This window comes from Streptomyces sp. NPDC001678 (assembly GCF_042892945.1).
In the GTDB taxonomy this organism is placed as follows: domain Bacteria; phylum Actinomycetota; class Actinomycetes; order Streptomycetales; family Streptomycetaceae; genus Streptomyces.
The window spans coordinates 119,272-136,331 of the sequence record NZ_JBIAUP010000002.1; the positions used below are offsets into that span (position 1 = coordinate 119,272).

Below are 17,060 nucleotides of genomic sequence, written 5' to 3' on the forward strand. Positions count from 1 at the left end.
ACCGACCGGAGGTCGCCTCGTGACCCGAGTGCTCGTCGTCGAGGACGAAGAATCCTTCAGCGACGCGTTGTCCTACATGCTCCGCAAGGAAGGCTTCGAGGTCGCGGTCGCGGCCACCGGGCCCGACGGGCTGGACGAGTTCGAGCGCAACGGCGCCGATCTGGTCCTGCTCGACCTGATGCTGCCGGGCCTGCCCGGCACGGAGGTCTGCCGGCAGCTGCGGGGACGCTCCAATGTGCCCGTGATCATGGTGACGGCCAAGGACAGCGAGATCGACAAGGTCGTCGGCCTGGAAATAGGAGCCGACGACTACGTCACCAAGCCCTTCTCCTCCCGCGAGCTCGTCGCCCGCATCCGCGCGGTGCTGCGCCGCCGGGGCGAGCCCGAGGAGGTCACCCCCGCCGCGCTGGAGGCCGGCCCGGTCCGCATGGACGTCGACCGGCACGTCGTCACCGTCGCCGGCGGCAAGGTCGACCTGCCGCTGAAGGAGTTCGACCTCCTGGAGATGCTGCTGCGCAACGCCGGGCGCGTCCTGACCCGGATGCAGCTGATCGACCGCGTCTGGGGCGCGGACTACGTGGGCGACACCAAGACCCTCGACGTCCACGTCAAGCGCCTGCGCGCCAAGATCGAGCCGGACCCGGGCGCGCCGCGCTATCTGGTCACGGTGCGGGGGCTCGGCTACAAGTTCGAGCCGTAAACCGGGCAGCCGTAAACCCGGGTATGCGAAGGGGGCCCGGAAGCCTTACGAGGCTTCCGGGCCCCTTTCGCACACCGTCAGTGGCCCGCGTGCTGCTGCTGGCCGCCCTGCGGGGTGGCCGAGGCGCCCGCGCCCGGCTTGGTGCCCGCCTGGTGGCCGGCGCCCTGCGGCTGGCCCTCGGCGGCCGCCCCGGCCGGGGCCGAGGACGCGCCCGCGGGGGCGCTCGGCGAGCCGCCCGGCTGGCCGGCGGGGGCCTGGGAGGGGCCCCAGTCCTTGTAGAAGCTCTTCGCCGGGACGACGAACGCGGCGATCTTCACCTCACCCGTCGAGCTGAAGTCGAAGGACAGCCGCTGGGTCGCGCCGTCCTTCAGGCCCTCGCGGCCCTTCGGCAGCACCGCCGAGGGGTTGTCCTTGCCGCCCAGGACGATCGAGCCGCCCGCCGGCACGACGACCGGGCCGGAGCCCTTCGCCGGGGTCAGCGTCACGGGCGAGTCCAGGCCCGTGAGCTTGATCGAGCGCAGCTCCTGGTCCTTGCGGCCGTTGTTGAAGACCTTGCCCGTGACGACCGCCGGGCCACCGGCCTTGAGGTCCTGCTGGGTGATCACATTGACGTTCTGGAGCCTGATGTCGCCGACCGAGGTGGCGGCGTTGTCCGGCTTGACCTCCAGCGTCTGCGCCTTGTTGCCCGCGGCGCAGGCGGAGAGCGAGGCGATCGAGACCACGAGGGCGGAAGCGGCGAGAGCGCCGCGTCGAAGGCTGCTGCTCACGGCGGCGGCATCTCCTTGGACGAGGGTTCACGTACGAGGTACGCACGGGATAAGGGTCTTGTCAGCGGGCTTAGGTTACCGAGCCGTCGTACGGCGCCCGCACCCGACCCGCCCCCATGGTCAACTCGGCGCCGCGACGGCCCCACGGCCGAATATCGGCGACGGCCGGAAGTCCGGCCGCCGCGGAACGTCCGGCCGGGTGACGCGAGTGAATATCGGCAATGAATGCGAGAGGTCCCGGGAAGGCCCTTCCGGAATTGATCACGCCGAACTTGATCAATTCCGGAAGGGAAGTACGGAAGGGATGCGCGCCCCGAACGGAGTACCGGAAGTCGGCCGACCGGAGCCCGGCAAACCGGGACGTTCGGCCGCTCGCGGGGCCTGTCCGACAGGTGTAACGTGCGCGTTTCGCCTGACCCGGACAACCGCTCCGACCTGCGAATACCTGCTTCCGGAAGGGCTCCGCAGCACGTTCCGGTTGCTGTTGTCAAGCCCTGAGATATGCCCTGACCTGCGGAAACGCCATTCAGAACGGGCAGTTCCCGTGTTAGACTGGATAGCCACGGAAGGGGTACCTGTCACATGACGTTCAAGGTTGGCGACACCGTGGTCTATCCCCATCACGGGGCCGCGCTGATCGAGGCCATCGAAACTCGCCAGATCAAAGGCGTGGACAAGACCTACTTGGTGCTGAAGGTCGCCCAGGGTGACCTGACGGTTCGGGTGCCGGCGGACAATGCCGAGTTCGTCGGCGTTCGCGATGTGGTCGGCCAGGACGGGCTTGACCGGGTCTTCGAGGTGCTCCGCGCACCGTACGCCGAAGAGCCGACGAACTGGTCCCGTCGCTACAAGGCAAATCTCGAGAAGCTCGCGTCCGGCGACGTGATCAAGGTCGCCGAGGTCGTTCGCGACCTGTGGCGGCGTGAGCGTGAGCGCGGTCTTTCCGCAGGTGAGAAGCGCATGCTCGCCAAGGCGCGGCAGATCCTGGTGAGCGAGCTCGCCCTCGCGGAGAGCACCAACGAGGACAAGGCCGAGGCCCTGCTCGACGAGGTTCTCGCGTCCTGACGTAACAGCACAGGTGCCGGCGGCTGTGCCCCGCAACTGGACTCATAGAAGTGCCGCGGTGCCCGCGTGATGACCGAAGTCATCCGGCGGGCGCTGCGGCGTCTTCGGCTCTACAGCTTTTGTGGGCTCTGCAGCTTTGTGGGCTCTACAGCTTTTGCTCGTGCATCGCGTGCTTGGCGTGCCGGGCCCGGGCAGCCGGCCCGACCAGTCGTCACGGAAGGGGCTGGTCGGGGCATCGCGCCCGGCACTCCCCAAGCTCTTCGAGCAGGGGGTACCCCCAGGCCATACCCAATTCGGCGAAGGAAACAAACCTGAACGCCAACCCATTGTCTGATCGAGGCAGCTCTCAGACTCTCTCCCAGCCCCTTTCGCGCACCGCCGCCGTCATTCCCGCCGCGGGCCGGGGCGTGCGGCTCGGACCGGGCGCCCCCAAGGCCCTGCGGACCCTGAGCGGCACCCCCATGCTGGTCCACGCGGTACGGGCCATGGCGGCCTCCCGGGCGGTCTCGCTCGTCGTCGTGGTCGCCCCGCCGGACGGCGCCGCCGAGGTCCGCAACCTCCTCGACGCCCATCCGCTGGCCGACCGCGACAGCACCCGCACCGACGTCGTGGTCGTCCCCGGCGGCGCGACCCGCCAGGAGTCCGTCCGGCTGGGCCTCGCGGCCCTGCCCGCCGACGTCACCGCCGTCCTCGTCCACGACGCGGCCCGGCCGCTGGTGCCCGTCGACACCGTCGACGCCGTCGCCGCCGCCGTCCGTGAAGGCGCGCCCGCCGTCGTGCCGGCGCTGCCGCTCGCGGACACCGTCAAGCAGGTCGAGCCGAGCGTCGGCGAGCGCGCCGGCGAGCCGGAGCCCGTGGTGGGCACGCCCGAGCGGGCGCTGCTGCGGGCCGTGCAGACGCCGCAGGGCTTCGACCGTGCGGTACTCGTCGAGGCGCACGAGAAGGTCGCCGTGGAGGGCGAGGGCGCCACGGACGACGCCGGCCTGGTCGAGCGGCTCGGCGTCCGGGTCGTGGTCGTGCCCGGCCACGAGGAGGCGTTCAAGGTGACCCGGCCGCTGGACCTCGTCCTGGCCGAGGCCGTACTCGCCCGCAGGAGGGCCAACGATGGCTTCTGACCGCCCGCCGCTGCCCCTGGTCGGCATCGGCACCGACGTCCACGCCTTCGAGGAGGGCCGCGAGCTGTGGTGCGCGGGCCTCAAGTGGGAGGGCGCGAGCCACGGCCTCGCGGGCCACTCCGACGGCGACGTCGCCGCCCACGCCGCCTGTGACGCGCTGTTCTCCGCGGCCGGGCTCGGCGACCTCGGCGCCCACTTCGGCACGGACCGGCCCGAGTGGTCGGGCGCGTCCGGCGTCACGCTCCTGACGGAGGCTGCCCGCATCGTGCGCGCGGCGGGGTTCGAGATCGGCAATGTCGCCATTCAGGTGATCGGCGTACGGCCGAAGATCGGCAAACGGCGGGAGGAGGCGCAGGCGGCGCTCTCGGCCGCCGTGGGCGCCCCCGTGGCGGTCTCCGGGACGACGACGGACGGTCTCGGCCTGACGGGCCGGGCGGAGGGGCTTGCGGCTATGGCGACGGCGCTCGTGTACCGCGCGTAGGGGGACGGGCTGATTTCAGCCCGTCCGGCGTTTGAGGACAAAGCACAGCAGCCCGTCCGGCGTTTGAGGACAAGGCACAGCAGCCCGTCCGGCGTTTGAGGACCGGGGTCCGGGGCGGAGCCCCAGGACACCGCACGGCAGCGCGGAACGGGGGCCCGGGGTCGCCCCCCGGTTTCGGGAAGGGGCGGGTCAGGGGAAAGATCCACGGACCCGCACCCGCCCACCCGGAAAGGACAACCCGTGCCGCTCTCCGAGGACCTCAAGAAGTACATCGACGACAACCCCGTCTTCGCCACCGTGGCCACCGTCCAGCCCGACGGCAGCCCCCAGCTCTCCGTCACCTGGATCAAGCGCGACGGCGACGACCTGCTGTTCTCCACGACGGTCGGCCGCCGCAAGGAGAAGAACCTCCGCCGCGACCCCCGTGTCACCGTCATGGTCAACCCGCCCAACGCGCCGTACACCTACGCCGAGGTGCGCGGCACCGCCGGCATCACCACCGAGGGCGGGGACGAGCTGATCGACGAGCTGGCGCGGAAGTACACCGGCAAGGACTACGCCGACTTCAACCCGGCCGCCAAGGACGACGCCCAGCGCGTCGTGGTCCGCATCACGCCGCGCAAGGTCGTCGGCTCCCTGTAGATCAGTCCGGCTGTAGATCAGTCCGGTCGCACGGCACCCACCCGGTCGGAGCGCCGCGGCTCGTTCAGCAGCGGCAGTCCGTCGAGCGCGGGCGCCGCCCCGCTGTGGCGGATGTCCTCCATGCCCTTGCGCAGCGCCGAGCGCAGCCGACGGCCGAGCGGGCGCTCGACGTAGCGGTGCATGAGCCAGGCGGCGCCCAGCATCACCGTGATCAGCCCGGTGACGAGCGGCAGCGGGGGGACGGTCTCGCGCAGCGCGTAGATGATCGTCATCCCGATGTACTGGTGCAGCAGGTACATCGGGTAGGTGAGCGCGCCCGCCGTGGTCAGCCAGCGCCACCGCACCCGGTCGAAGGTGCCCAGTGCCACCAGCGCCATCACCGCGAAGATCGCGAAGACCATGACCTGCGCGGGGAGGAGCGCCGTCGCGTGGTTGGCGTTGTCGTGCACCCGCTTGGCCACGTGGTGGTTGGCGAGCAGGTACGAGACGGCGACGATGCCCCAGAGCAGGGCCGTGGGCCGGTAGCGGTGCATGAGGTAGTAGGCGATGCCCGCGACGAAGTACGGCGCCGCGAAGGGCGACGCCCACAGGGTGAGGAGCTTGCTGTCGGCCGTCGGGGCGATGGCGGCGGCCAGGGTCCAGACGCCGCAGAAGATCACGCAGCGGCGGTAGGTGACGCCCCTGGCCACGACGAGGGCGAAGAGCACGTAGAACTTCAGCTCCACGAAGAGCGTCCAGTAGACGCCGTCCACGTCCCAGACGCCGAGCCCGTGCTGGAGCATGGTCAGGTTGGTGAACACGGTCTCCGGGCCCGCCACCGAGCGGACCTCCGGCCACAGCATGACCACGCCGCCGGTCAGCAGGATCGCCACCCAGTAGGCGGGGTAGATCCGCGCGGCCCGGGACACCACGAAGTCGCCCAGGGATCTGCCCCAGGCGCTCATGCAGATGACGAAGCCGCTGATGAGGAAAAAGATCTCCACGCCCAGCCAGCCGTAGCGCGTTATCGGCTCGATGCCCGGGAACAGCAGGCGCGGGTCGCGGTTCCAGCCGCCGTTCAGACTCGTGTAGTGGTACAGCACGACCATGAGGGCCGCGAGCAGACGGAGTCCGTCCAGGATGCAGAGCCTGGGGCCAGGCCCACCCGGTCGGACGCCATCGTTTTCGCCGCCGCTGGCGAAACGCATGTCGTCCTCTCCCGTTGGCGCTCGGCCCGCTGCGCTTACGGGCCACCCAGGCATGCTGGCACACCGAGCGTTCCCGGCGGGTGACCGAACGTCACGGCCGGGCCGCCTGTCTCCCGGTTTCCGCCCGATGCCCTTGGTGGGTCCCCCGAAAGGAGCAACGGCGGCCCCCCGGATGACCGGGGGGCCGCCGTCGGGGCCGGTGGGGCGGGCGGGGCTCGTGAGGAGAGCCGCCGGGCGGCGTCGTCAGACGCGCTCGCGCGGCGCGCGCATGTCGGCCAGCGCCTTGGTCATGCCGCGTTTGAGCGCGCGGGCGAGCGGGCGCTCCACATAGCGGTGCAGCAGCCAGGAGGCCACCAGCATCAGCGCGACGAGGGCGGGGACGAGGACGTAGCGCGAGATGTCGTTCTCGAACTCCTTGATCACCGTCCAGCCGATGCGCTCGTGCAGCAGGTAGAGCGGGTACGTCAGCGCGCCCGCCGTCGGCAGCCAGCGCCAATTGATCTTGCTCGTCTTGCCGAGCGCCACGGCCGCGATCGCGGCGTAGAACAGGGCGAGCAGCATCACCGTGGGCCAGAGCGGGAGCTTGTGCCCCACGTACTTCTGCACGTTGTGGTGGGTGTTGAACGCGAAGTGCTGACCGGCCACGAAGGTCGCGGCGACGATGCCCCACAGCAGCAGATTGGGGCCGTAGCGGTACATCAGGTAGAACGCCATGCCGGCGATGAAGAACCAGCAGTCGTTCGGCATCAGCACCGCGTCCAGCGCGTCGACGTCGAGGCCCGCGGCGACGGCGGCGGCCATGGCCCAGACCACGCAGAAACCGACGACGTTCCGGTAGGTCAGCCCTCTCCAGGCGATGAGCAGCGCGAAGAGCAGGTAGAAGCGGATCTCCGCCCACAGCGTCCAGTAGACCCCGTCCGCGGGGGCGACCTTCATCGGCTCGTGGAACATCGTGAGGTTGACCGCGACGTCGCTCAGCGAGGGCCCGACGCCGTTCACGGGCCAGATGGAGACGACGACCGTCGCGGCGAGCACGGCGAACCAGTAGGCGGGGTAGAGGCGGGTGACGCGCGAGGTCGCGAAATCACCGATGCTTCTGCCCCAGGCGCTCATACAGATGACGAAGCCGCTGATGAGGAAGAAGAGCTGGACGCCCAGCCACCCGTAGGACGCCGGCACGTACGCCACCGGGAAGCGCTCGGTGGCCGGCATGGACCAGGCGGCGCTGTTGAAGGCGATGTAGTGGTACAGCACGACCATGAGGGCGGCGAGCAGACGCAGGCCATCCAGCGCGGCGAGTCTCCCCTTGGGCGCTATTCGCGGGAGTGGTGAGGCAGGACGTTCCTTCTGCCGCTGCTGCACCGTCACGGAGGACGTCAACGTCCCTCCTGAGTCCTGTGTCCGGATTTCGCTGGTTTTATCGGAGGCCTGACCGGGAAGGCACGACCGCCGGGGAAGCTACCACGCGGCCCCCTATCATGTGCAGATAGTAAGGAGAGGTCAAAGACCCGCGACGGGTTCGCGGAAGCTGTCGCTCCGCCGCAGTAGGGCTCCGGGCTCGTACCCGTTATCGAGTCAGCCCGTGCCGCCAGGGGCGATGCACCCCCTCGGGGCCACTACCCTGGTGCCGTGACCATTCGCCTGTACGACACCAGCGCCCGGCAGATCCGTGACTTCTCCCCGCTGATCCCGGGCTGCGTCTCGATCTACCTGTGCGGTGCGACCGTACAGGCCGCTCCGCACATCGGGCACATCCGTTCCGGTCTGAACTTCGACATCATGCGCCGCTGGTTCGCCTACCGCGGCTACGACGTGACGTTCGTCCGTAATGTCACGGACATCGACGACAAGATCATCGCGAAGGCCGCCGACCAGGGCCGCCCGTGGTGGTCGATCGGCTACGAGAACGAGCGGGCCTTCAACGACGGCTACGCCGCCCTGGGCTGCCTCCCCCCGACCGTCGAGCCCCGCGCCACCGGGCACGTCACCGAGATGGTCGAGATGATGCGAGGCCTGATCGAGCGCGGCCACGCCTACGCCGCCGACGGCAACGTCTACTTCGACGTGCGCTCCTTCCCCGGCTACCTGAAGCTCTCCAACCAGGAGCTGGACAATCTCCTCCAGCCCTCCGGCGAGGGCGAGACCGGCAAGCGCGACCCGCGCGACTTCGCCATGTGGAAGGCCGCCAAGGAAGGCGAGCCGAGCTGGGAGACCCCCTGGGGCCGCGGCCGGCCGGGCTGGCACCTGGAGTGCTCGGCGATGGCCCACAAGTACCTGGGCACCGCCTTCGACATCCACGGCGGCGGCCTGGACCTGATCTTCCCGCACCACGAGAACGAGATCGCCCAGGCGAAGGCCTTCGGTGACGACTTCGCCGCCTACTGGGTCCACAACGCGTGGGTCACTATCAGCGGCGAGAAGATGGCGAAGTCCCTGGGCAACTCGGTGCTCGTCTCCGAGATGCTCAAGCAGTGGCGCCCGATCGTGCTGCGCTACTACCTGGGCACCCCGCACTACCGGTCGATGATCGAGTACAGCCCGGAGGCGCTGCACGAGGCCGAGGCGGCGTTCGCCCGCATCGAGGGCTTCATGCAGCGTGTCGTGGAGCTCGCCGGACCCGTCGAGCCCGCCACGGAGGTCCCGCTCGCGTTCGCGGAGGCGATGGACGACGATCTGGGGGTGCCGCAGGCGCTCGCGATCATCCACACCACCGTCCGCCAGGGGAACTCGGCGCTGACCGCCGATGACAAGGAGAGCGCTGTCGCCCGGCTGGCCGAGGTCCGCGCCATGCTCGGCGTCCTGGGCCTGGACCCGCTCGACGAGCACTGGACCGGCACCGCCACCGGCCGTGGGGACGATCTCCACGGTGTGGTGGACTCCCTGGTCAGGCTGGTCCTCCAGCAGCGCGAGAGCGCCCGGGGCCGCAAGGACTACGCGACCGCCGACGCCATCCGTGACCAGCTCCAGCAGTCCGGCCTCAGCATCGAGGACACCCCCGCCGGCCCCCGCTGGACCCTGTCCTGAGGGACACTTTTCGTACGCACGTCTACTGAGCCGCGTCCCATGCGGTTCTGAGCAGTAAAGAGATAGGTGACCCCCATGGCCGGCAACAGCCAGCGCAGGAACCGTCGCACGTCCAACAAGAAGGGCGCGACGGTCGGCAGCGGCGGCCAGCGGCGCCGGGGCCTGGAGGGCAAGGGCCCGACCCCGCCCGCGTCCATGCGCAAGGGACACAAGAAGAACCGTGTCGCCAACGCCCAGGCCAAGCAGGCGGCCCGCCGCCCGGCCCCGCGCCGCGGCGGCCCCAAGGGCACCAACGAGCTCGTCGTCGGCCGTAACTCGGTCGTCGAGGCGCTGCGCGAGGGCGTGCCCGCGAACACGCTCTACGTCCAGCAGTTCGTCGACAGCGACGAGCGCGTGCGCGAGGCCGTCCAGCTCGCCACGGAGAAGGGCCTCAACCTCATGGAGGCCCCGCGTCCGGAGCTGGACCGCATGACCAACGGCCTGAACCACCAGGGCCTGGTCCTGTCGGTGCCCCCGTACGACTACGCCCACCCCGAGGACCTGACCGCGTCCGCCGCCGACAACGGCGAGGACCCGCTGATCGTCGCCCTCGACGGCATCACCGACCCGCGCAACCTCGGCGCCGTCGTCCGCTCCGTCTCCGCCTTCGGCGGCCACGGCGTGGTCGTCCCCGAGCGCCGCGCGGCCGGTATGACCGCCAGCGCCTGGAAGACCTCCGCCGGCACCGCCGCCCGGACGCCCGTCGCCCGCGCCACCAACATGACGCGGATGCTGGAGGCGTACCAGAAGGAGGGCCTGATGGTCGTCGGCCTCGCGGCGGACGGCGAGACCGAGCTCCACGAGCTGGAGGCCCTGGAGGGCCCGGTCGTGATCGTCGTCGGCAGCGAGGGCAAGGGCCTCTCCCGCCTCGTCGGCGAGACCTGCGACTTCCGTGTGCGCATCCCCATGCCGGGCGGCGCCGAGTCGCTGAACGCCGGTGTCGCGGCCGGCGTCGTGCTCTACGAGGCGGCGCGCCGCCGCGCCTGACACACCGGGCGGGACCAGCGGTACGCGGCGGCCGGGGAGGATCCTCCCCGGCCGCCGCGCTTTCCGCCGAAGACGTCTGGAGACGTCCGGAGACGTCCCGAAGATTCTGAAGATATTGACGGGTCCTGGACACATCCAACCGGTCAAGGCAGTGTCCTAACCTCCGGTCACTCGGTTAGATGAGTGTGGACACCAGAACACCCCGCACACCTACGGGGGGAAGCTCTTCCGGGTACGACGACCAGCCCGCGCTGAGTACGGTGAAGGTCCCGTCCGACCCCGCGCAGGTCATCGTCAACCATCTGAGCTTCCGGGTGCAGCTCGCCCGGCCCCCACGCGCGTCCCGGCAGTTCGCCGGGGGAGCGGACGCCGCGCGGATCCCCGCCGCCAAGAACGCCGGGGCCAAGCGCCGCGCACCCGTGGTGTGGAGCGGACGGACCGGGCCGGGAGACTCTGCCTCCACCCAGCTCCTCCAGGCCGTCCGCGATTCCGGCGGCCTCACCGCCCCGCTGCCCACGGCCGGCGGCGGGGACGCGGGCGCCACCCAGGTGCTGCCGCGCATCAGCGTCGACGACGCCCCGGCCACCGTGATCGGCCCGCGCGGGCCCGCCGAGGAGCACGGCGGGCCGCCGACCCAGCTCCTGCGCGGTATGCGCCCCACCCACAGCGCCTACGACGAGGACGCCGGCCACCCCGACGATCTCGACGACTTCGCCGACGAGCAGGACGCCGACGAGGACGAGCTACGGCGCGGCCGCCAGGGCGACCCCGTCCGGCACGCCTACTACCCCGGGCGCCGGATGAACCTCGGCGTCGTCCTCCTTCCCCTGCGCGTCTTCCTCGGCCTCATCTCCGTCTACGGCGGGATGAACAAGCTCTGCGACCCCGTCTACTTCGACGGCGGCAAGCGCGGCTCCCTGGTCGAATGGCTCCACCAGCTCCACCCCTGGGCCGCCGCCGAGCCCCTGCGCCACCTGGCCCTCGCCCACCCCGTCGGCGCCGGCCTGAGCGTCGCCTTCGCGCAGGTCGTCATCGGCGTCCTCACCATCTTCGGCCTCTGGCAGCGGGTCGCCGCCGCCGTCGGCGTGCTGCTCTCCGTGATCCTCCTCGTCACGGTCAGCTGGCGGACCACCCCGGTCTACGGCGCGCCCGACATCATCTACCTGGCCGCCTGGAGCCCCCTGGTGATCGCCGGGGCGCCCTTCTACTCCGTCGACGGGCGGCTCGCGGGCGAGGCCTGGCGGCGGCTCGGGCCGCGCGCCGAGCTCTGGGCGCTGCGGCGGCGCGTGCTGCGCCGGGGCGCGGTCATGGCCACGGTGCTCATCGGGATCTCGCTGCTGACCGGGTCGATGCTGGGCGGGGCCGTCCGCTCCTCCCGGGTCGCGGAGACCCCCGGCACCCCGCCCCCGCCGTCCAACAGCCTCCAGGGCTCGCCGCTGCCGCAGCGCCCCTCCTCGTCCTCGCCGCGCGGCTCGCACGGCCCGGCGACGTCGAGCACCCCGAAGCCCAGCGCGTCCAACCGGAAGACGCCCACCCCCGGGGCCACGCCGTCCGCGCCGGCCGGCACGGTCCGTACGCCCACGGCGTCCGCGGGCGGCGCCGGGCAGTCCAGCGGGAGCGCGGGCAGTGTCCGCCCGGCACCGCAGTCCCCGCACCAGGCGCCGGCTCCGGCGGCCCCGCAGCACAGCTCCTCGGGGGCGACGACGGGCAGCTCCACCGGCGGTGGCTCGGGCGGCTCGACGAGCGGCTCGGGCAGCTCCTCCGGCGGCGGGGCGCTCGGAGGGCTCCTCGGCTAGTCGTCGCCGGTACGCGAACGGTCCCGCACCCTGTTGGGGTGCGGGACCGTTTCGCGCCCCGAAGGGGCGCGGGGAACTGCGCGCTCAGCCACGACGCACGGTCGGTTCACCGCGGGCCGGTGGGGGCTTGTCGCGCAGTTCCCCGCGCCCCTGACGGGGCTCAGCGAGCCAGTTCCTTGGCGGCCTCCGCCAGATCTTTCGCCGTGTCGATCGCCCGCCAGTACGCCCCCTGCGGCAGCGGGAACCCGGCAAGACGCCGCTCGCGCGCCAGGCGCGGAAACGTGGTCCGCTCGTGGTCGCCGCGCTCGGGCAGCAGCTCCGTGAAGGCGGGCGAGAAGACATAGACGCCGGCGTTGATCAGATAGGGCGAGGGCGGCGCCTCGACGAAGTCCAGGACGTGCCCGAACTCGTCGGTCTTCACCGCACCCCAGGGGATCCGCGGCCGCGCCAGTGCGAGCGTCGCCGTGGCGTCCCGCTCATGGTGGAAGGCGGCCATCTCGCGCAGCGAGAACCGGGTCCAGATGTCGCCGTTGGTGGCGTACCAGGCCTCGTCGGGGCGGGGCAGGGAGGAGGCCGCGTGCCGCAGGCCGCCGCCCCGGCCGAGGGGCTCGGGCTCGACGACCGTCGTCACCCGCAGCGGCAGTTCGGCCGTGGCGAGCCAGTCCTCGAGGACACGCGCCAAATGGCCGCACGAGACCACGGCGTCGGTGACGCCCTCGGCGGCCAGCCAGGCGAGTTGATGGCCGATGATCGGGACTCCCGTGCCGGGGATCTCGACCATCGGCTTGGGACGGTCGTCGGTGTACGGACGGAGCCGCGAACCCTGGCCTCCGGCCAGGATCACGGCTTGCGTCGGGTACAGGCTGTACGGGCTGTGCTGCGTGCCGGTCATGCTCCGCACGATATGCGGTGCCGCGCGTGGGGACGCGGCCGGCGGTGGGAGCGGTCAGTGGCTCTGGACGCCGGCGGCGAAGGCCGTGTCGCAGACGGGGCGGGCGAAGGACTGGGCCTTGCGCTCCCCGTACTTCTTGCGCGCGGCCTCGCCCAGTGCCCGGGCGATCGCCATGCAGTGCTGGGCCAGTGAGGGACGGCCGTTGGTCGCCTCCTGAAGGTGTGTCAGGGCGGCGCCGGGGTTCTTCTCCTGGAGCTCCAGGAGGAGTTTGTCGCGCAGCACCTCGTGCGGCGCACGGGCCTTGGCGACGGTCGAGGCGGTGTCGGAGGACGCGGTGAGGACCTGCGACTCGGCGGTCGGCGCCGCCCAGGGAACGCGGGTCACCGCGAGAGTCCCCGAGAGCACGAGAACGACCGGGAGGACGAGAGCGAGGGTTCTGCCGATGCGGCGGGCGGCCTGGTTCATGCCGCAGATGGTAGCGAGGCGTAATGACGCCGCTCCATTTAGTCACCCGGTCGGGGGATGTCGATGGTTATCGGAATGACGGTTGAGTTGACGTACGGGGCTCGAAATGAGCGGTGTGCCGGGGTATTTGCCGCCGAAGCACACCCCGCGTCCCGGGCCCCCGGGACCCGGACGCGGGGCGCGTCTTCTCGGTTACGCTCAGTCGCCGATGCGCTCGCCGGAGGACGTGGAGAACACGTGCAGTTCACCGGAGCGCGGGACGACGTGGAGCACGGAGCCCTTCTCGGGCACGCGGCGGCCGTGGACGCGGACGACGATGTCCTTCTGCTCGCCGCCGACCTCGGCGGTGCCGTAGACGTAGCCGTCGGCGCCGAGCTCCTCGACGACGTTGACGGTCACGGCGACGCCGCCGGGCTCGGCGCCCTTGCCCTCGGGCCGCTCGACGACGTCGAAGTGCTCGGGCCGGACGCCCACGGTGACCGTGCGGTCGCCCTTGTCGGCGGCGGTGGTCAGCGCCTCGCGGGGCACGGGCACGACGTCGGAGCCGAACTTCACCCCGCCGTCGGTGATCGGCACCTCGACGAGGTTCATCGCGGGGGAGCCGATGAAGCCCGCCACGAAGAGGTTGGCCGGCCGGTCGTACATATTGCGCGGGGAGTCGATCTGCTGGAGCAGGCCGTCCTTGAGCACCGCGACCCGGTCGCCCATGGTCATGGCCTCGACCTGGTCGTGGGTGACGTAGACGGTGGTGATGCCGAGGCGGCGCTGGAGGCTCGCGATCTGGGTGCGGGTCTGGACACGCAGCTTGGCGTCGAGGTTGGACAGCGGTTCGTCCATGAGGAAGACCTGCGGCTCGCGGACGATGGCGCGGCCCATGGCCACGCGCTGGCGCTGGCCGCCGGAGAGGGCCTTGGGCTTGCGGCCCAGGTATTCGGTGAGGTCCAGGATGCGGGCGGCGTCCTCGACCTTCTGGCGGATCTCCGCTTTCGGCACGCCCGCGATCTTCAGGGCGAAGCCCATGTTGTCGGCCACGGTCATGTGGGGGTAGAGCGCGTAGTTCTGGAACACCATGGCGATGTCCCGGTCCTTGGGCGGCAGATGGGTGACGTCCCGGTCGCCGATGCGGATCGCGCCGCCGTTGACGTCCTCCAGTCCCGCCAGCATCCGCAGGGAGGTGGACTTGCCGCAGCCGGAGGGGCCGACGAGGACCAGGAACTCCCCGTCCTCGATGGCGATGTCGAGCTGGTCGACAGCGGCCCTGTCGGTTCCCGGGTAGATCCGGGTGGCTTTGTCGTACGTGACCGTGGCCATGGTGATGTGATCCCTTCACCGGCAGGAACGTGCCGGACGATCCGAGTAGAGGGAGTGGTCCAGTCCAATCGGGCTGGGTTTCCCGTGACGGTACCGGGGCGGAGGGCCGTTGTCAGCAGGTGGCGGGTCACGAAGTCGATGTGGGTAGACTGCGTCTCGCATGCCGCCTTAGCTCAGCTGGTAGAGCACCGCTCTTGTAAAGCGAAGGTCGTCGGTTCGAGTCCGACAGGCGGCTCGGTGCGAAGACACGGAAACCGCAGGCCCTCCGAGGAGGACCTGCGGTTTCCGTGCGTCAGGGGCCCGGCGTTCAGCTCCGGTGGGCCACCCGGTCGTCGACGGCCGGGGCGCCGGCCGGCGTCTCCTGGGGCGAGTCCTGGTGACCCGGCCACCAGGCCTTGTGGCCCAGCAGCGAGGTGACGGTGGGCACCAGCAGCATCGCCATCACGAAGGCGGTGAGCAGGATGCCGAAGCCCACGGCGAAGCCCATCTGCTGGAGCATGGAGTTGTCGGCGAGGACCAGCACGCCGAAGGTGCCGGCGAGGATGATCGCGGCGGAGGCGACGGTCGGGGCGGACTGCGCCACGGCCGTGCGGATGGCCTCCTTGGGCGGGACACCGCGGCGTACCTCCTCGCGGAGGCGGGCGACCATCAGGATGTTGTAGTCGGTGCCGATCGCGACGACGAAGAGATAGACGATCACCGGCAGCATGAAGAGCAGTCCGTGCTCGCCCTTGACGTCCTGGAAGAGCCAGACGGTGGAGCCGAGGGTGGCGCCGAAGCCCAGGGCCACGGCGATCATCAGATACCAGGGTGCGACCAGGCTGCGGAGCAGCAGACCGAGGATGATCATGATGGCCACTCCGGCGGCGGGGAAGACGACCCGGTAGTCGTGGCCCACGGCGTCCTCGATGTCGGCGAGGACGGCGGAGGTGCCGCCGACGAGGGCCTCGGTGCCGGAGGGCGCGGCGCTGTGGGCCGCCTCGCGCAGCTCGCCGCCCGCGAGGTCGATGGCCTTGTCGGCGGTGGGCGCGTACTTGAGGATCACGCTGTACTGGGCGACGGTGCCGTCGGCGTTGACGACGGCGGGCGCGGCCGTGCCGACCCCGTCGACGGCGGCGAGCTTGCCGCGGAAGGTCTCCAGCGCGGCCTGGTCGAGGCGGGTGCCGTCCTTGGCGCTGAGGTAGACCATGGCCGGGTCGGACTGGCCGGCGGAGAAGCCCCGCTGGAGGTCCTTCATGGCCTGGACGGACTCCAGCTTCTGCGGCATCTGGCTGCTGGTGTCGAACTGGGGCTTGAAGCTGAAGGCGCCCACGGCGAGGACGGCGAGGACGGCGGTGGACAGGACGGCGACCACGCCGGGGCGGTGGGCGACGAGCCCGCCGACACCGTTCGCGAAGCGGTTCCTCGGCTGCTTGCGCCAGGCCTTCGACGGCCAGAACGCCGCGCGCCCGAGGAGGGAGAAGACGGCGGGCACGAGCGTGAGCGCCGCGACGAGCGTGACGGCCACGGAGATGGCCAGCGAGGGGCCCATCGCCCGCATCATGCCCAGCGTGGAGAGCAGCAGGGCGAGGAAGGCGACGATGACCGCCCCGGCGGCCGAGGCGATGGTCTCGCCGACCCGGGCCACGGCCTCGACGAGGGCCTCCTTGGGCTCCTGGCCCTGGCGCAGGTGCTCGCGGTAGCGGAAGAGCAGGAAGAGGATGTAGTCGGTGCCGACGCCGAAGAGGACGACGATCAGGATCGCGGAGATGGAGCTGTCGGCCTTCAGCCCGCCGACCGAGGCGGCGGTGCCGATGAGGCCGGTGGCGACCATCGAGACGACGGCGATGATGACGACGGGAAGGATGGCGATCAGCGGGCTGCGGAAGATGACCAGCAGCAGCACGATGATCAGCAGGAACGTCGCCGACATGACCATGGCGTCGGTGTCGCTGGAGGATTCCTTGGCGTCGAGCTGGGTGGCGGCCTGGCCGGTGATGCCCATCTTCAGATGGGTGCCGTCCAGCAGCGGTTTGGCGTCGTCGCGCAGCTTTTTGACGGAGTCCGGCAGCGTCTCGTCGTTGAAATTCTTGGTGGTGGCGTAGATGTTGGCCAGGGCCACCTCGCCATTGGGGGAGACGGCCTTGGGGTCGGTGACGACCTTGGCTATCTTCTCGTGGTGCTTGCCGTCGAGCCCGGCGGTGACCTTGATGACGTCGCGCTTGTCCGCGTCGTCCAGCTTGCCGCCGTCGGCGCGCTGGAACACCGCGATCGCGGCGGGCTGTTCGGTCTGCGGGAAGGCCTTCTGCTGGAGATTCCCCACCCGCACCGATTCATAGTGCGAGGGCAGGAACTCGGTCTCGTCCGTGGTGGACTTCAGGCCGGGTGCGAACATGGCGAGTGCCACGGCCGCGATGATCCAGCCGGCGATCGTGAGCCAGGGCCGATGGACGGCGAACCGCCCGACTCGACGGAACATGACGCTCCTTCAACTACCTCTTAACAACATGCGTGTACGTGTGTTCGTATGGGCCGTATAGGCATGAACACGCTAGGGACTGAAGTTCCCCGGCCACAACAAAATTCCGGGGAATCAGGGGGAAATCGGCC

General features: G+C 70.7%; 15 protein-coding genes and 1 tRNA gene. 9 read left to right on the top strand and 7 right to left on the bottom strand.

Annotated features, from left to right (window positions below; translation table 11 throughout):
• Positions 1-19 precede the first annotated feature (19 nt).
• Complete coding sequence (locus ACFYZR_RS04050) at positions 20-700, top strand: response regulator transcription factor (protein ID WP_015035162.1); 681 nt, start codon at positions 20-22, stop codon at positions 698-700.
• A 77-nt stretch (positions 701-777) separates the two neighbouring features.
• On the opposite strand, the gene ACFYZR_RS04055 is transcribed toward ACFYZR_RS04050, so the two are convergent.
• Entirely contained in the window at positions 778-1,467 is a 690-nt protein-coding gene (locus tag ACFYZR_RS04055) for a DUF461 domain-containing protein (RefSeq protein ID WP_391904682.1), read from the bottom strand.
• A gap of 582 nt (positions 1,468-2,049) precedes the next feature.
• On the opposite strand from ACFYZR_RS04055, the gene ACFYZR_RS04060 reads away from it, so the two are divergent.
• The 4 genes from ACFYZR_RS04060 (at position 2,050) to ACFYZR_RS04075 (ending at position 4,770) form a co-directional block, all read left to right on the top strand.
• Positions 2,050-2,532, top strand: coding sequence for a CarD family transcriptional regulator (locus ACFYZR_RS04060; protein ID WP_009716930.1), 483 nt, complete (start codon positions 2,050-2,052; stop codon positions 2,530-2,532).
• A 311-nt stretch (positions 2,533-2,843) separates the two neighbouring features.
• Positions 2,844-3,647 (top strand): 2-C-methyl-D-erythritol 4-phosphate cytidylyltransferase, encoded by an 804-nt coding sequence (gene ispD / locus ACFYZR_RS04065; RefSeq protein WP_391905981.1) that lies wholly within the window; start codon positions 2,844-2,846, stop codon positions 3,645-3,647.
• A complete protein-coding gene (gene ispF, locus ACFYZR_RS04070; protein WP_391904685.1) occupies positions 3,637-4,128 on the top strand; it encodes a 2-C-methyl-D-erythritol 2,4-cyclodiphosphate synthase in 492 nt (163 codons plus the stop codon). The genes ispD and ispF overlap by 11 nt, the downstream gene beginning before the upstream one ends.
• Before the next feature lie 240 nt (positions 4,129-4,368).
• Entirely contained in the window at positions 4,369-4,770 is a 402-nt protein-coding gene (locus tag ACFYZR_RS04075) for a PPOX class F420-dependent oxidoreductase (RefSeq protein ID WP_391904688.1), read from the top strand.
• Positions 4,771-4,787: 17 nt separating this feature from the next.
• On the opposite strand, the gene ACFYZR_RS04080 is transcribed toward ACFYZR_RS04075, so the two are convergent.
• Both ACFYZR_RS04080 and ACFYZR_RS04085 read right to left on the bottom strand, forming a co-directional pair.
• The gene (locus ACFYZR_RS04080; protein WP_391904691.1) at positions 4,788-5,957 is read right to left on the bottom strand and encodes an acyltransferase family protein; all 1,170 of its coding nucleotides are present in this window, start codon (positions 5,955-5,957) and stop codon (positions 4,788-4,790) included.
• 243 nt (positions 5,958-6,200) lie between these two features.
• Positions 6,201-7,337 (bottom strand): acyltransferase family protein, encoded by a 1,137-nt coding sequence (locus ACFYZR_RS04085; protein ID WP_391904694.1) that lies wholly within the window; start codon positions 7,335-7,337, stop codon positions 6,201-6,203.
• Between the two features lie 249 nt (positions 7,338-7,586).
• Between ACFYZR_RS04085 and cysS the strand changes: the two genes are divergently transcribed.
• From cysS to ACFYZR_RS04100, 3 genes are all read left to right on the top strand, one after another.
• The gene (cysS, locus tag ACFYZR_RS04090; RefSeq protein WP_391904697.1) at positions 7,587-8,981 is read left to right on the top strand and encodes a cysteine--tRNA ligase; all 1,395 of its coding nucleotides are present in this window, start codon (positions 7,587-7,589) and stop codon (positions 8,979-8,981) included.
• Positions 8,982-9,056: 75 nt separating this feature from the next.
• Positions 9,057-10,007, top strand: coding sequence for a 23S rRNA (guanosine(2251)-2'-O)-methyltransferase RlmB (rlmB, locus tag ACFYZR_RS04095; protein WP_391904700.1), 951 nt, complete (start codon positions 9,057-9,059; stop codon positions 10,005-10,007).
• A 179-nt stretch (positions 10,008-10,186) separates the two neighbouring features.
• Positions 10,187-11,803 (top strand): DoxX family membrane protein, encoded by a 1,617-nt coding sequence (locus ACFYZR_RS04100; RefSeq protein ID WP_391904703.1) that lies wholly within the window; start codon positions 10,187-10,189, stop codon positions 11,801-11,803.
• 160 nt (positions 11,804-11,963) lie between these two features.
• On the opposite strand, the gene ACFYZR_RS04105 is transcribed toward ACFYZR_RS04100, so the two are convergent.
• The 3 genes from ACFYZR_RS04105 to ACFYZR_RS04115 form a co-directional block, all read right to left on the bottom strand.
• On the bottom strand, positions 11,964-12,695 hold the full coding sequence (locus ACFYZR_RS04105) for an NDP-sugar synthase (protein WP_391904705.1): 732 nt from the start codon (positions 12,693-12,695) through the stop codon (positions 11,964-11,966).
• Positions 12,696-12,749: 54 nt separating this feature from the next.
• On the bottom strand, positions 12,750-13,160 hold the full coding sequence (locus ACFYZR_RS04110; protein ID WP_391904707.1) for a hypothetical protein: 411 nt from the start codon (positions 13,158-13,160) through the stop codon (positions 12,750-12,752).
• Between the two features lie 198 nt (positions 13,161-13,358).
• Positions 13,359-14,471, bottom strand: a complete 1,113-nt coding sequence (locus ACFYZR_RS04115; protein WP_391904710.1) for an ABC transporter ATP-binding protein — start codon at positions 14,469-14,471, stop codon at positions 13,359-13,361.
• 162 nt (positions 14,472-14,633) lie between these two features.
• Between ACFYZR_RS04115 and ACFYZR_RS04120 the strand changes: the two genes are divergently transcribed.
• Positions 14,634-14,706 (top strand) — tRNA-Thr (locus ACFYZR_RS04120).
• A 72-nt stretch (positions 14,707-14,778) separates the two neighbouring features.
• On the opposite strand, the gene ACFYZR_RS04125 is transcribed toward ACFYZR_RS04120, so the two are convergent.
• Entirely contained in the window at positions 14,779-16,929 is a 2,151-nt protein-coding gene (locus ACFYZR_RS04125) for an MMPL family transporter (protein WP_391904713.1), read from the bottom strand.
• Positions 16,930-17,060: the final 131 nt, after the last annotated feature.